The organism is Shewanella sp. 125m-1 (genome assembly GCF_052977065.1).
Genome location: NZ_JBRILT010000071.1, coordinates 1 through 15,695, shown reverse-complemented (window position 1 = coordinate 15,695; position 15,695 = coordinate 1). Strand labels below are relative to the sequence as shown.

At 43.8% G+C, this 15,695-nt stretch carries 14 protein-coding genes; 5 read left to right on the top strand and 9 right to left on the bottom strand.

Annotated elements, in window-relative coordinates:
- Positions 1–473 precede the first annotated feature (473 nt).
- Positions 474–3,269 carry a prolyl oligopeptidase family serine peptidase gene (locus ACVBIK_RS20085; RefSeq protein ID WP_447170367.1) on the bottom strand — a complete coding sequence of 932 codons (2,796 nt, stop codon included), beginning with the start codon at positions 3,267–3,269 and terminating at the stop codon, positions 474–476.
- 253 nt (positions 3,270–3,522) lie between these two features.
- On the opposite strand from ACVBIK_RS20085, the gene ACVBIK_RS20080 reads away from it, so the two are divergent.
- Entirely contained in the window at positions 3,523–4,533 is a 1,011-nt protein-coding gene (locus tag ACVBIK_RS20080) for an isocitrate dehydrogenase (RefSeq protein ID WP_447160044.1), read from the top strand.
- Between the two features lie 105 nt (positions 4,534–4,638).
- Here the strand turns inward: ACVBIK_RS20080 and rlmM are convergent, their stop codons facing one another.
- From rlmM to ACVBIK_RS20060, 4 genes are all read right to left on the bottom strand, one after another.
- Positions 4,639–5,721, bottom strand: coding sequence for a 23S rRNA (cytidine(2498)-2'-O)-methyltransferase RlmM (rlmM, locus tag ACVBIK_RS20075; RefSeq protein WP_447160045.1), 1,083 nt, complete (start codon positions 5,719–5,721; stop codon positions 4,639–4,641).
- Between the two features lie 260 nt (positions 5,722–5,981).
- Positions 5,982–6,368, bottom strand: a complete 387-nt coding sequence (locus ACVBIK_RS20070; RefSeq protein ID WP_447160046.1) for a DUF423 domain-containing protein — start codon at positions 6,366–6,368, stop codon at positions 5,982–5,984.
- Positions 6,369–6,446: 78 nt separating this feature from the next.
- Positions 6,447–7,184, bottom strand: a complete 738-nt coding sequence (locus tag ACVBIK_RS20065; protein ID WP_447160047.1) for an alpha/beta fold hydrolase — start codon at positions 7,182–7,184, stop codon at positions 6,447–6,449.
- Positions 7,165–8,076 (bottom strand): transcriptional regulator GcvA, encoded by a 912-nt coding sequence (locus tag ACVBIK_RS20060; RefSeq protein ID WP_447160048.1) that lies wholly within the window; start codon positions 8,074–8,076, stop codon positions 7,165–7,167. Before ACVBIK_RS20060 ends, ACVBIK_RS20065 begins: the two co-directional genes overlap by 20 nt.
- A 180-nt stretch (positions 8,077–8,256) precedes the next feature.
- Here ACVBIK_RS20060 and ACVBIK_RS20055 point away from each other — a divergent pair, with 180 nt between their 5' ends.
- A complete protein-coding gene (locus tag ACVBIK_RS20055) occupies positions 8,257–8,490 on the top strand; it encodes a hypothetical protein (RefSeq protein ID WP_447160049.1) in 234 nt (77 codons plus the stop codon).
- Positions 8,491–8,643: 153 nt separating this feature from the next.
- On the opposite strand, the gene thiI is transcribed toward ACVBIK_RS20055, so the two are convergent.
- The 4 genes from thiI to pomA form a co-directional block, all read right to left on the bottom strand.
- Positions 8,644–10,098, bottom strand: a complete 1,455-nt coding sequence (gene thiI / locus ACVBIK_RS20050; RefSeq protein ID WP_447170366.1) for a tRNA uracil 4-sulfurtransferase ThiI — start codon at positions 10,096–10,098, stop codon at positions 8,644–8,646.
- Positions 10,099–10,210: 112 nt separating this feature from the next.
- Entirely contained in the window at positions 10,211–10,354 is a 144-nt protein-coding gene (locus tag ACVBIK_RS20045) for a hypothetical protein (protein ID WP_447160051.1), read from the bottom strand.
- A gap of 14 nt (positions 10,355–10,368) precedes the next feature.
- Positions 10,369–11,337 (bottom strand): flagellar motor protein MotB, encoded by a 969-nt coding sequence (locus ACVBIK_RS20040; protein ID WP_447160052.1) that lies wholly within the window; start codon positions 11,335–11,337, stop codon positions 10,369–10,371.
- A gap of 4 nt (positions 11,338–11,341) precedes the next feature.
- Positions 11,342–12,109 (bottom strand): flagellar motor protein PomA, encoded by a 768-nt coding sequence (gene pomA, locus ACVBIK_RS20035; protein WP_447160053.1) that lies wholly within the window; start codon positions 12,107–12,109, stop codon positions 11,342–11,344.
- Between the two features lie 444 nt (positions 12,110–12,553).
- Between pomA and xseB the strand changes: the two genes are divergently transcribed.
- From xseB to dxs, 3 genes are read left to right on the top strand one after another with little or no spacing between them, the layout of a single operon-like run.
- Positions 12,554–12,793, top strand: a complete 240-nt coding sequence (gene xseB / locus ACVBIK_RS20030; protein ID WP_447160054.1) for an exodeoxyribonuclease VII small subunit — start codon at positions 12,554–12,556, stop codon at positions 12,791–12,793.
- Positions 12,794–13,675 (top strand): (2E,6E)-farnesyl diphosphate synthase, encoded by an 882-nt coding sequence (gene ispA / locus ACVBIK_RS20025; RefSeq protein WP_447160055.1) that lies wholly within the window; start codon positions 12,794–12,796, stop codon positions 13,673–13,675.
- Between the two features lie 22 nt (positions 13,676–13,697).
- Entirely contained in the window at positions 13,698–15,563 is a 1,866-nt protein-coding gene (gene dxs, locus ACVBIK_RS20020; protein WP_447160056.1) for a 1-deoxy-D-xylulose-5-phosphate synthase, read from the top strand.
- Positions 15,564–15,695: the final 132 nt, after the last annotated feature.

Genomic DNA, 15,695 nt, shown 5'->3' with positions numbered 1-15,695 from the left:
ATCAGACAAACATCAGTCCCTGATACCCATTCAACCTTTTATCCAAATATCAAGCTCATGTAAGCGGAGAAGAGCCCCAAAACTAAGCCTGAACTAATCCCAAAACTAAGTCAGAAATTAACCAGCCATTAGCATATTAAAACTTTAAAAGTATAGACACTTAACGCAAAGCTAATCTGTCACCAGCTAATGTTAGTCATGAAAACAGCTAATAGCGCAGGAGCTATTGCTCGGCTATTTGCATATGAAACCGTTACTTTTTATAGGCTATAAATATGCTAAAAAGATAGCCCAAGCGAAACAGGTTTTATTGAAACAAAAATGCCGAGGTCTACACCTCGGCATTTAACACGCTATCAATTCATACTTTATCAGCAGATAGCTATCGGCTAGAGCTCTGTAAGCTAGAGAGCCATAAGCTAGCGATTAATCACACAGGCAATAACTCGCCAGACAAGCTACAACCCATTGGGTCAATCTGCCTTTTTATACTCAGTATAAGCCTCACCTTCACTCAACCATTTAGGTGCTGGAGCCCCTTTTAAGTAATGGTCGAAATATTCCATCATGCGAATACTGTAGTCGAGTTTATTGGGGTATTTTTTCAGGTGATGAGGCTCATCTTCATACTGCAAGAACACCACATCTTTACCCGCTCGGCGCATCGCTAAATACAGCTCAACCCCCTGCTCCCAGGGCACCGCATCATCTTTATCACCAAACATAATCATCATCGGTGTTTTAATGCGTTCAACATAAAATACCGGAGAGTTCTCTATATACTTTTGTGGTAACTTAAATAAACTTTCTCCAATACGACTTTGGCCTGTTTCATACTGAAACTGTCTTGCTAAGCCACTACCGTGGCGAATACCGCTATAAGCACTCGTCATATTCGACACTGGCGCACCTGTAACTGCAGCCTTAAAGATATTCGTTTTTGTCACCGCAAATGCTGTTTGATACCCCCCCCAAGAGTGACCTTGAATACCGACAGCCTTTGGATCGGCAATTCCGATATCAATCAAGTGCTGCACACCTGAGGTCAATGCTTGTACTGATGAGTCACCAGGGTAACCCACTTCGAAGCGAATATCCGGTAAGAATACTGCGTAGCCATTATCAGCAAACCAAGCAAAATTGGGACGATGATTAATCTTCATCTGCGGGAAAGCGTGTAATCTATCACTCATAAAGCGATAAAAATAAACCAACACCGGATAACGTTTTCCTTCAACGTAATTTGTCGGCTTAATCAATACACCATCAAGTGGTTTACCGTCACCATTAGTCCACTGTACGAGTTCTGATTGACTCCAATTAAAAGCTTCACGCTGCTTATCGAAGTTTGTTTGACGAGTCGCATCTTGCACGGAGTCATAACTGGCACTATAAAGATCGGGGAACAGATCATACTGCTCCTTTGAATACACAATCGTCTTAGCATCTTTACTGCGTGCGAGTAGCTTTAGCTTATAATCCCCCTTCATTAATGGCGAAACCCCCGCCACACCAACTTGAGCTTGATAAAAGCCATCGCCTTTAGTGATATCACTGTAACCCTGCAGCAGCACTTTTTCATCACTATTTAGCACACTTGGATAGTCTTTATCTTTCACCAGTCCAGTGACTCGATATTGAACACCTTGCTTACGGCCTTCACCAGCGGTTAACGTAAATGCCTCATGGGAGGCCGTATTAACCTGCCAAATATCAAATTTGTCATAGAGCAATAATCCACTGTCGCCGCTAATCCATGGTCCTAAGCCATAACTTGGAGCGTTTGATGGGTAGTCATGATCTTCATTCGCAAACGAAACCCCCAAGCTTTTAGTGATATTCGTACGTCTATCCTGCGCTATTTCATATAAAAAGACGTTGCCGTGTAAGTAATATGAGACAAACTTCTCACCCGGTGACAATTCAGGTTCATCAGAGCTACTTTGCTGAGTTAATAGCGGGATCTTGCGGCCAGTATTGAGATCGACCAAGTAAAAGTCACGATAGAAACCTGCCCAGGTAATCATCTTGCGATACGGCAGATCTGAACTTGCGAGCGCAAAGCGTTGTTGTTGCTGCACCTCAACATCGGGAACGCTCAGGTCGCCAAGCTGCACAAGGTTGTTACCATTAACATGTAATACCGCTAAATAAGTGCGCTTCAACTCTTTTTTATACTGCTTCACTTCATGGGGTTTAATGCGAGGGTCGTCACCATGCCAGACCCTTAATTCGCGGTTAGCGGTAATCACATCTTTATCAAATAGATCCGCCTGGCTTTCAACTTTAGCAATGTCTAACTGCTGACTCACCTGTGGTACACGACCGAAAAACAAACGTTGGCTATCATCAGAGAATCGCAAATCCGCGTAACGATTCAAGGTCCATTCGGCAGCTTGAGGCGCCAAAGTCACCTTGTTATTTTCAAGGTTTAACAATGAGAGTTGATATTCTCGACCATAAGGGGCTGCATTAACGTCGCCATAGGTATAGCCTAAATACTTACCGTCGTTACTTAATGCAATTGAACCAAGTTGTTGCTGTTTTAAACTCTGTACAATCGATGCGGTATTGTCAGCAAGTTTAACCAGTCTTAGTTCATGCTTATTCGTTTCAATATTATTTATCGCTAAAGCGAAATGCATACCTGACTTATCAAAATTAAGTGCGGTAACATCTTTAAAACTTATTGATTTCAGATTGTTAAGTGATACCAACTCAACAAGTGAGCCTTTATCATAATCATCAACTTTTAGCTCTTTGTGACCGTTTTCAGGTTTATCAGCTGATTTGTCATCTTTTTTGCTTTCATCAGCTTCAAACCAAATCGCTAAATGGCTACCCGTCTCGTTGAATTCAAAGGATTTAACACCTTTGTAACGTATCTCTTTGCCCGTTGTGGTATCTAACAAAACTAATCCAGGCTTAAGTTTCTTTTTAGCTTTCTTGGTCGCTTGTTCTGAATCAAGTAAAGGCACCGCATCAACAAATGCTACAAATCGGCCGTCATGACTAATTTTTGGCTTGCTGCCACCTTGTACACTAAACTGTTTATTTGCAATTAAGCTGTTAACTAAACCGTAGCTATCGCCACGATCCGGTGCGACTTCAACCGCAAGTATATTGCCCACATCTGAAAGAATAGGCTTTTTAAGCGATTCGAATCGCATGATATCGTCGGGGGTGATGCTATTTGTGGCCGCCATCAAGTTTGCAGACAGCAAGCTTGTCGATAATAGCAATAATGACTTTATAGGTAGTGACTTCAAGGTCTTCCTCATTATTATTTTAGTAGACTAAAGTAGACTTTTTAACCTTCTAACGAACAATCATCGTCATAAGCAGTTATTTATGCAAGTTACCCTACAGAAAAAAACGTGAGATTGCTCACTATTTACTGTGAAAGTTGTTTAAAAGTGTTTAAAATACGTCGAATAAAAAGAAAATAAATTAAAGTTACTTTCCGTGTCCTAAGACATGGTTACACAATTGCAGTAACGCCTAACCTTGGTAGGACTATCCATGACAAAAAGAACTATAACCGTAATCCCTGGTGATGGGATTGGCCCAAGCATTATCGATTCAGCACTAAAAATCCTTGATAAAGCAGGTTGTGATTTTGAGTATGAGTTTGCAGATGCGGGTTTGGTTGCATTAGAAAAGCACGGTGAATTATTACCTCAGCGTACCTTAGAACTTATCGAAAAGAACCGCATTACTCTCAAAGGCCCGCTAACTACACCGGTTGGAGAAGGCTTTACCTCTATTAACGTTAGCCTGCGTAAGCAATTTAGCCTTTATGCAAACGTACGCCCTGTTCTATCTTTCAAGGGGACTCAGGCTCGTTATGACAATATCGATATCATTACTGTTCGTGAAAATACTGAAGGTATGTACTCAGGATTAGGTCAAACCGTATCTGAGGACGGCGCCACTGCCGAAGCGACCAGTATTATTACTCGTCAAGGCGCAGAGCAGATCACCACATTTGCTTATGAGCTTGCACGTAAAGAAGGCCGTAAAAAGGTGACTATCGTTCATAAAGCGAACATCATGAAGTCAACGTCAGGTTTATTCTTGAAAGTCGCCCGTGAAGTTAGCTTGCGCTACCCTGACATCACGACTGAAGAGATGATTGTTGATGCAACCTGCATGAAGCTGGTCATGAACCCAGAAAACTTCGATGTCATTGTTACTACTAACCTATTTGGTGACATTTTATCGGATCTTTGTGCAGGTCTTGTTGGTGGTCTAGGTATGGCACCTGGTGCAAACATAGGTAGCGACGCCGCTATTTTTGAAGCTGTACACGGCAGTGCACCTGATATCGCAGGTAAGAACCTAGCCAACCCGACTTCTGTCGTCCTAGCGTCAATTCAGATGCTTGAGTACTTGGGCATGTCTGATAAAGCTGAGCTAATTCGCGCAGCAATCACTGCAGTCATCGAAGAAGGCGATCGTACCACTCGCGATCTTGGTGGTACTCACGGCACGACTGACTTCACTCAGGCTGTGATTGAACGTCTATCTTAATCTGCTTTAACCTGCAGTATTAAAAAGGCCCCATGTTTGCACATGGGGCCTTTTTTTATGCTTTCTGCATCAGCCTAGCCTGGAGCTAGACTAACAGTTAACTGGTTACCAAGGTTGATTTGGTCGCAAGCAAAGGTGAACCGTCACTTCATCACGGTCGTGGTATAAATGCTTAGCAGCAATAGAGAAATCATCAACACCGTTTTCTTTTAAGATCTCATCCATCGTCGCCAAAATCGTCGACACTTCTTTATAACGTGCTTTCATAGGCAATTTTAAGTTGAAGATAGATTCTTTAAACCAACCGTTAATCGCCCATGCTTCGATAAGCTCAGCTACGCGAGATGGCTTTTCAATCATGTCACACACAAGCCAAGTGATGTTCTTTCTTGGGGGCTCGAATCTGAATCCATCAGCTTGGTAATGTTTTACCTGTCCAGTATTCATCAAACCTTCATCCATTGGGCCGTTATCGACAGCCGCAACAAACATACCGCGTCTCACAAGCTGATATGTCCAACCACCAGGGCAAGCACCAAGATCCACCGCTTTCATACCACTGCTTAAGCGAGTTTCTTGCTCTTCTTTAGGGATGAAGTGAATAAATGCTTCATCAAGCTTTAGGGTCGAACGACTCGGCGCGTCGGATGCAATCTTAAGTCTTGGGATCCCCATGAAATAAGGCGAGCTGTTATTACTCAGTGAATAACCCACATAAGCCTGGCCTGATGCGACAAAACACACATGAATAATAGGACGCTTTGGGTTTTCTTTTTCAAGCAGTGTGCCCGACTTTTTCAATGCCTGTCTAAGCGGTACGGTAAACTTACGGCAGAAGTTAGATAGCTCTTTAGCTTCGTTCGTATCAGGCGTTTCAACGCGCAATTCACCCGCTTTATTGACCTGTGTTAACGCTTCAACAATCGGACTGATTCTATCTTGTTCAGGTAAGCCTTTTAGTAACTCTTTTGCAGCAAACATCTGCCGAGCAAAAATAAGTGAGTCCAGACTGATGTTTTTAGCTAAAACTTCAGCATCGCCGGCTTGGAAGCACTGAAAAATGACATAAGCATCATTGGTGTTGGTTTTTACAAATCCACCAATATCAAGCTCAGCCGCACGCACTTGGATCTCAGCTGCGCAATCTTTTTCATAACCAGCACGGCAAAATAAAAATAGGTTTATCATTGAATTTCCTGAAGATAAAAATAATATCAATCAAAGTCTCATTATAAAAACGACACTTGGCTTCAAAGCATAGCGCTTAAAACAGCCAACGTATTTGAATAATTGATACAAAAAAGCGGCCAACAAAGTTGTTGCCCGCTATTTTACACTGTTCAAGCTTAGCTGTGTACTGTCTAAAATTTAATATCGCTACTCGGGTTGACTACATGACTTGAGTACGCTCTATTTTCTTGCAAACACCCCAGTTAAAAACGCCGCAGTTAATCCAGCTCTTTGACTCGATTACGCCAAACAGCCAGCGCAATAAACAACCAACCAAGTAGGAAACAAACACCCCCTATTGGCGTGACAGGCCCAGTCCATTTTGCACCGATTAATGCGTATAAATATAGCGACCCCGAAAACAACACCATACCGGCGATAAACAGATAACCCGCCCAATCCAGCAAACGAGACTTAATCCAGTGTCCCGAAAAAGCCACCACGATAAGTGCGAAGGTATGATAAAACTGATATTCGACACCTAAATTAAAGATGGCAATTAAGTCTGCTGGCGCCACATTTTTCAGTCCGTGTGCACCAAAAGCACCTAATGCCACAGCGATGAAACCACTTAATGCTGCAAGCAGCAAAAATCCATTACGCATTTAACCTCCCAAACGGTTACAGTCAACTTTCATCAATGCCACTTTGAGTGCCATATTCAAGTCGTGCATTGCCCATTATTATTTTGCAATAAACCTATTGATAAGCGAGATAGCTTGTTCCAGATTAGCTGCTAAGGTAGTCCCTGACGACTTGCGCGGTTTAAAACCATGATCGCCATCAATTAACCAATGCAATTGAACCTTATTCATTATCGGCCAAGTTTCAACCAAGCCTTTGTGCCCAAATTTATCACGCTCGCCCTGGATCACCATAATAGGGGCCGAACAATTCTCTATAGGCGCTAAACGCGGTTCACCGCCACTGAGTGGAATAAAGGGGTAACCTAAACACACCACACCATCAACCTCTAGGCTCTCGGCCAAGATTGTCGACATGCGCCCACCCATGGATTTACCCACTAAGTAGACTTTATTAGGCTTAAATTGCTGTTTTAGAATACTAAGCTGCTGTGCATAATCGGCGATAAGCTTTGGTGCTCTATCGGGCGGACGACGTTTACCGTCAATGGCATTGGCGCGCATGTAAGGAAAGTTAAATCGCACGATACGCGCGCCACTCTCGGCTAAACCTTTGGCCATGGCCGTCATAAACTCATGGCGCATGTTTGCCCCTGCACCATGAGCCAATACGATCAGCGTGTCACTGTTTGCACTATTGCTACTGGGCTCCTCAACCAGATACTGACTGGCATCAAAAACGAACTCCTCGTGTTTCTCGTGAATTAAGCTCGCAACAGCCTCAGCTAGCACACCCTCTAAATACGCTTGCTTTAACTTATCCTGTAAGCAGCTCACTACGAGTCTCCTCTTCGAACATATCAAGCATCCACTCTCTAAAGGCCGCAACCTTACCTATCTCGGCATGGTTTTGCTGGCACACTAGATAATATGCATTCTTACTGACTAAAACTTCAGGGAATGGACAGACCAAACGACCCGCTTTGATATCTGGCCTTGCCAGCACACTGTAGCCTAGCGCCACGCCTTGCCCGTGAGCAGCCGCCTGTAACACTAGTGAAGAGTGACTAAATATCGGTCCCTGGTTCACATTAATATCAGTAATTCCACATTGCCTAAACCAAGCCAGCCAATCTTGGCGGCTAGAGTCATGCAATAAGGTATGATTTTTAAGATCGCTCGGCTTCTCTAGCGGCTTAGGACCATTCAATAATAAGGGGGAACAAACCGGAATTAGCACTTCGTTTCGAAGCTTATCGGCGCGCATACCAGGCCAGTTGCCCATGCCGTAATAAATGGCCACATCAACATCATCGGTGAGTGAACCATCCTCATCATCAACCGCTTTAATCCTTACGTCAATTTCAGGATTTTTCTCGCTAAATTTAGCCAGCCGAGGCACTAACCATTGAATAGCAAAGCTAGGCGAGGTGGCTACTGTAAGCGAACCGATGGCGCTTCGGGCTAACAATCTGTCAGTCGCATCGGCAAGCTGAGTAAAGATATCTTTAATGTCGAGAAAGTAGCTTTGTCCCTCCTCGGTTAACAGCAATGAACGGTTCTTACGACGGAACAGTTTTAATCCAAGATACTCTTCTAATGCTTTAATTTGATGACTCACTGCTGCCTGAGTAACAAACAATTCTTCAGCTGCTCGAGTAAAGCTTAAATGCCTAGCTGCAGCCTCAAATGCCTTTACAGCATTTAGGGGAGGTAATCGTCTTGCCATAGTGATCTGGATCCCGATTTTTAATTAGTTTTTCTAATGCGCATTGTTACATTTTATCGTTTGTAAAGGCCAGTCTTTTTGTTCAAAATCTGCCCCAACGAAATGATACTAGTTGGACAACCTCTACGACGTAATGGGGCGTGTCTAACAACCCAAATTTTAGCCTGGAGGCTACCGCGTATGTTAAACCTTAAATCAGTATTTGTTCTTGCCATTCTCAGCGTGTCGGCATCTGTAAGCGCTGATGAAATCAGCATCGATACCAAAGATATTGAAGCGACATTAACAGCTAACTTAGCAGAAAGCATGGAATTAATGCAGGCGCAGCTAACCTCTGAGCTTGATACAATGCTAGTTACTGATGAACAGAAGAAGAACGAAGAAGCCACTGCGCAGCTAATATTAGCTGATTAGTTTTGCTGTAACGACTTCAATGTTAAAAACCACCTATTCGGTGGTTTTTTTGTGTCCGTAAATTGTGATTTAGTGAACATTGAGCACAAAAAAGGCGACTTACTTAAGTCGCCTTTGCAATACCTACGCTAATAGGCGCTCATAGCGCCCAGCTTAAGGACGGTAAACCTTAACATTGGTGTAACCTTGTTCTTGCAGATAAAGGGCCTGTAGCTTACTCATGACCCCACGGTCACAATAAAGCAGGTAGCTCTTCTCTTTATCTAAGTCAGCAAACTGAGTTGCTAACTTATAAAAAGGAATCGGCTTAACTTCTACACCCTCAATGTCCAGCGGAGATTTCTCTTCCTCTTCAGGAGCACGGACGTCGATAATAATTTCATTCGCGTTAATCGCATCAACGGTTTCTGTTTCAGTGATCTTAGTATCCATCTGTGCAGCAATCTCCCTAATATCGATAATTTCAGCATCGGCAATCACGCGATCAAGTAGGTCTTCAGAGAATTTAGCCTCTTCTGCTTCAACTTTAGATAAAACAGCTTTTACCGTTGGCTTTTGCGAAATTACGCCACAATATTCAGGGATCGACTTAGCAAAATCTTCGGTTCCGATCTGACGGCTAATGTTGATGATATCTTGCTTATCCATGGCGATAAGTGGACGTAAGATTAACTGCTCAGTACAGCGGTCAATCACGTTCAAGTTAGTCAATGTTTGGCTAGATACCTGGCCCATTGCTTCACCCGTCACCAATGCTTGAATACCCATTTTTTGTGCTACACGTGTTGCTGCACGCATCATCATACGCTTTAAGATAACGCCCATTTGACCGTTGTCTATACGCTCAAGAGTTTCTTGAACTACTGGGTCAAACGGTACAGAGATAAATTTAACTTTATGCGACTCGCCGTATTTCTGCCATAAGTGATAAGCCACCTGTTTAACACCAATTTCGTGTTGGTCGCCACCTAAGTTGAAGAAACAGTAATGAGTACGTGAGCCACGCTTAATGAACATGTAGCTCGACACACCTGAATCGAAACCACCTGAAATAAGTGATAACACGTCCTCTTGCGTCGCCATAGGGAAACCGCCAAGACCTTCAATACGCTTATCAATAATGTAGAGATTGTCATTATCAATCTCTAGATGCACTGTCATATCAGGATTTTTTAAACGAACGCCTGCCGCCTCAGTAAACTGATTGAGTCCACCACCCACATAGCGTTCAACTTCAATCGAATTAAACTCATGCTTACCCGCACGTTTTACACGTACACAAAACGTCTTACCTGCTAGTTGCTCTTTATAAGCAACTAAAGTTTGTTGGTAGATGTCATCAACAGAAGTAAAGGTACTCACATTCACTTGCAATACATGTGCAATACCTGGAATACAGGCTAAACGTTCGCCAAATGCTTCAACCAGATCAGGCCTATCATCTGGTACCATCACCATGATTTTATCCCACTGGCGTTGTACTTTGGCAGACTCATCTACTTTTTTAAGTACGTTACGAATGTTGGTCTCAAGCATTTTGGTAAAGCGCATTCTTACCGGCTTGCTTTTCATCATGATTTCAGGAAACAGTTTTACGATAAATTTCATTGGTCTTCCGCGAGGTGGTATTTAAACAGCAATTTACCGATTATAACAAGATCACATGGCAATTGCGTATATCCAATCTCAGTTTGTCTCAACAAAACCGTAAATTTTCGCATTATATATCGATTCTGGGTGTTTTTTGGCAAACCCACACAAGGGTGATGATGATTGAGTGGTTGTTCTCTTGTGAAGTGATCCAGCGCAAACATTGCCAAACAAAAACAGGTAAGCGAGTCACCTCGATTACCTGTTTTGTCATAGCGAGAACCTAGATTATTTACCCACTTGGATCTCTGCCGACTCCTTAGCTTTACCCTGCTCTATCGCGATCTCGACACGTCTATTTCGGGCTCGATTCGCATTTGAGTTGTTTTCAACTAATGGATCTGATGAGGCCATACCAACCACTTTCATACGCTGCTGGTCAAAACCCTTTACTCGAATAAGTTCATGGGCAACCGCGACTGCACGTTTGCTCGAAAGATCCCAGTTAGAGCTATAAAGTTCATTGGAGATATTCCAGTTATCGGTATGCCCCGACACAGTAACAATCCCTGGCACATCCTTTAGTAATTCACCAACACGACGCACTACCGGTTTAAATCTAGGTTGTAAGAACCCCGAACCTGAAGCAAACGATCCCTTTTCACGAATACGGATAATGATTTGTTGGCCTAGGGATTCAATTTCTATCGCCCCGTCAACAATCTCTTTATTGAGCTCCTGTGCCATCTTCTTGACTTGCTCATTGATCTTATCTTGAGCAGATGCTTGAGTCTTAGTGGACTCCGTTTCTGATTTCGCTGCAGATTCAGCCTTAGCTTCTGCCTCACTTTGCTCGACAGCCGTAGCCGATGCTTGACCACCACGCTGCTCTCCGCGTTGTTGCTGAATACCACCAGCACTTGAGTCTTCCCCCTCTTGAAATTCAAGCATAGGTTCAGTCATTTCATTGGTTTGCTGATTAATAATCTCAATGGGGGTCGGTTCTGGCTTGCCTGGGCGAAACTCTAATGCAATAACCGAAGTGCCCTTTGGAATATCTTTCACTTCGACTTTATTTTGTACACCAAAGGCGTATTTCATCGATCCGGCAATCTGCTTGAACTTCATGACATCCATTTCAGAAAATGCCAGCAGTAATACGAAAAAACACATCAGTAATGACATTAAGTCGGCAAAGGTTGCCAACCAAAGGGGGGCCCCTGGTGGCGGGCAATCACATTTGGCTTTTTTAGCCATCTGCTTACGCTCCGTCCAAGGTGTCTATTTTTCTCGACTTTTCAGTAAGGTAATTCTTTAAAAACCCTTCAATCACCCGTGGATTTTGTCCATCTTGAATAGCCAATACCGCATCCATAATCAAGTTACGGTTTAGCATCTCTTCATTCATCCGTAGTGATAACTTATCAGCAATAGGGATAGCAATCATGTTAGCCACAACCGCACCGTACAAGGTGGTCAGTAGTGCGACCGCCATCGCAGGGCCAATAGATTTTGGGTCATCCATATTAGATAACATGCCCACTAGACCGATAAGGGTACCGATCATGCCCATGGCTGGAGCGACATCGCCGATAGACTTAAAAATACCAATGCCTGTTCTATGGCGCTCTTCAGTCAACGCGATATCTTTTTCTAACGCATCTCGCACCACATCGCCATCATGGCCATCGACCAACATGTCGATCGCTTTTTGCATAAAACTATTACTGATCTCGGCTTCTTCCAATGCCAAAAATCCGCCCTTACGTGCAGCGTCTGCCATGGAGATTGATTGCTCAATCAGATCTTCTGGCTTATCTAGTTTGAAGATAAACGCTTTACCGGCAATTTTTGCTGAACCTAAGAATTGCTTAAGATTGTATTTCATCATCACGACGAACAATGAGCCTATCATCACAATAAGAATCGAGGGCACGTTGATAAAAATACCTATGCCGCCACCACTGACCATCGCCATAATAACGAAGGCAAATGCGCCAATAAGTCCAATTAGGGTTGCTAAATCCAAAACCGCTCCTCAAATACCGAACAAAATACTGCTTGTCTGCAGTCTCAAATGCAAATGGCTACATAGGGTGCCAAGAATAAATTAAGTCGCTAAAATATTACGCCTTTGCTGTCACGGCAAGCGACAAGTCACCAAACAATTCAATAAGCGTCATATTTTCAGCATTTCAACATATATAACGACCAAAAAATGGATCTCTTGAGCGATATTTCCAGCAAATGTGGCGCGGTTTCCGTTAAAATACCCTTTCACTCGCAGGATAGTGCCAAAGCCTCCCGATATGTCTCTTGATCTATTATCTGTTGGCTCACGTATGTTTTACTCACTATGAAAGCATGTTTGTTGTTGAAAGCGTGCTTTTGCGCAAATTGTCAACAGCTTAATTTGACCCATGTGCCCTGCTGATATACTTTGTGTACCGCTTATTTTCTAGGAATGATCATCGTGGCAAAAAAACCAGAAAATCTCTCATTTGAAGATTCACTTTCCGAGCTAGAAAAAATCGTCACCGACTTAGAGCACGGCGATATCGATCTCGATGATGCCTTAAAGCAATTCGAACGCGGGATAAAGCTTGTGCGAAATAGCCAAAGCAAATTAGAAAATGCTCAGCAAAAGGTCGCAGTGTTAATGCAAGAAGAGGGTGTAGACACTCTCAAACCTTATGATATCGAGGGTGAGTAATTGTTAGTAGAGTCACTTAAGCGATACCAGCAGCGCAGCAACCAACAGCTTGAATTACGTATCGATTCACTCGACAATATTGATCTGCAGCTTAAAGCAGCAATGAAGCATGGTGCGTTGATTGGTGGCAAGCGTATTAGACCGTTTTTGGTTTATGCTGTCGGCGACATGTTAGGTGTTAAACTGACAACACTGGACTCTTGTGCTGCGGCAGTCGAATGTATTCACGCTTACTCACTGATCCATGACGATCTACCTGCAATGGATAACGATGCATTGCGACGTGGTCAACCCACTGTACACATTGCTTTTGATGAAGCCACTGCCATATTAGCAGGCGATGCACTACAAGCTCTTGCTTTTGAAATCATCAGCGACCCCATTGAAAACATTACTCCATCACAGAATTTAGCCATGGTTAAAGCCTTAGCTAACGCCTCTGGGTATAGTGGTATGTGTGGTGGTCAAGCGATGGACTTAAGCGCCACAAACAAGCAGATTGAATTAGCCACCTTAATAAAGCTTCACAAACTAAAAACCGGTGCCCTTATTCGCTGTGCAGTTGAGTTTGCCATTATCGCCGCAAAAGTCGATGAGCAAGAACGTCAAGCATTACTCGATTTTGCTGATGCTATAGGCCTAGCTTTTCAAGTACAAGATGACGTGCTCGATATTATCGCTAGCACCGAAGAGCTTGGAAAGCCGCAAGGTTCCGATACAGATTCAAACAAAAGTACCTATCCTAAGTTACTTGGATTAGAGGGCGCCCAAAAAACTGCTTCAAGTTTGATTGAGGACGCACTATCAGCGCTGGCCAAATTACCATACAATAGCCAGCTAATTGCAGAATTCGCCCGTTATATCATTGAGCGAAGAGTTTAATAAAGAGACAAAGAATCTCGATATGAGTTTTGATATTTCTCAATTCCCTGTGCTTGCACAGGCTAATACCCCAGATGAGCTAAGACAGCTCCCTCAAGCAGTGTTGCCACAATTGGCAGACGAACTTAGAGGTTTCTTACTGAAGTCTGTGGGTAAATCAAGCGGTCACTTCGCATCGGGTCTCGGCACGGTGGAACTTACCGTGGCACTTCACTATGTGTACAACACCCCATTTGACAGACTAGTTTGGGATGTAGGCCACCAAGCCTATCCACACAAGATCTTAACTGGACGACGTGAAAAGATGCATACCATACGCCAAAAAGGCGGTGTGCACCCATTCCCATGGCGCGAAGAAAGTGAATACGACACCTTTAGTGTGGGTCACTCAGGCACTTCTATCAGTGCCGCTCTTGCTATGGCCGTCGCTGCGGAAAAAGAGCAAGCTGGTCGTAAAGTGGTTGCCGTTATCGGTGACGGCGCAATGACCGGCGGCATGGTATTTGAAGCCATGAACCACGCGGGCGACTTACATAACGACATGCTGGTCGTGCTCAACGACAACGAGATGTCTATCTCAGAAAACGTTGGCGCACTCAATAACCACTTAGCTCAGCTGATGTCAGGTCGTTTCTATACCACCATACGAGAAAGCAGCAAGAAAGTGCTTAAGGGTATGCCGGTTATCAAAGAGATGGCTAAGCGCACCGAAGAGCACCTTAAAGGCATGGTGGTTCCTGGTACGTTATTTGAAGAGCTAGGGTTTAACTATATTGGCCCAATTGATGGCCATGATGTTGATGCGCTGGTTGAGACGATGCGCAATATGCGCAACCTAAAAGGTCCACAGATTTTGCATATCATGACTAAGAAAGGTCGTGGTTATGAGCCAGCAGAAAAAGATCCTATTGGTTGGCATGCAGTGCCTAAGTTTGATCCTTCAACCTTCGAAAAACCAGCAGCTAAACCATGCGACCCAACCTTCTCAGAAGTGTTTGGTAAGTGGCTTTGTGATATTGCTGAAAAAGATGAAAAGGTACTGGGTATTACACCAGCGATGCGCGAAGGTTCAGGTATGGTTGAGTTTTCTCAGCGCTTCCCTAAGCAGTATTTCGATGCAGCGATTGCCGAGCAACATGCGGTAACCTTTGGAGCGGGTTTTGCCTGTGAAGGATACAAGCCTGTTGTCGCTATCTACTCTACCTTCTTACAGCGTGGTTATGATCAGCTTATCCATGACGTCGCGCTGCAAAAGCTACCGGTACTCTTTGCCATTGACCGCGGTGGTATTGTTGGCGCCGATGGCCCAACTCATCAAGGCGCATTCGATTTAAGCTTTATGCGCACAGTGCCAAATATGGTGATCATGGCGCCGTCTGATGAAAATGAATGCCGCCAGATGCTCTATACCGGCTATTGCTATAACGATGGCCCTACCGCTGTACGTTACCCTCGTGGTAGCGCCACTGGCGCTAAGCAAGTCGAAACCATGACAGCAATGCCAATCGGTAAAGGCTTAATTAAGCGTGAAGGCAAGAAGATTGCCATCCTTAACTTTGGTACCTTGCTGGCAAGCAGCTTAACTGCAGCCGAAGCACTCGATGCCACTGTTGCCGATATGCGCTTTGTGAAGCCACTTGATGCTGAGCTGATTAAAGAGCTTGCTGCAAATCACGATGTGCTCGTCACAGTTGAAGAGAACGCGATTATGGGCGGTGCAGGTTCTGGCGTACTAGAGCTATTGCAGACGCTTAAGATGCCAAAACAGGTATTGCTTATTGGTTTGCCTGATGAGTTCATTAAGCACGGCGCGCCAGAAGAGATCATCAGTGAGCTTGGCTTAGATGCGGCGGGTATTCAAAAGCAGATTGAAGACTTTATTGCTTAATAGTAATCAATATAGTTTCTAGCAAGCATTGCGTAATAAAAAGGACTGCCTAAGCAGTAATGCCGATCATTTAGCAGTTTATTGAACGGTTGACCGATCTTTATAAGATGGCAAAATCCGAGTGTTTTTAAA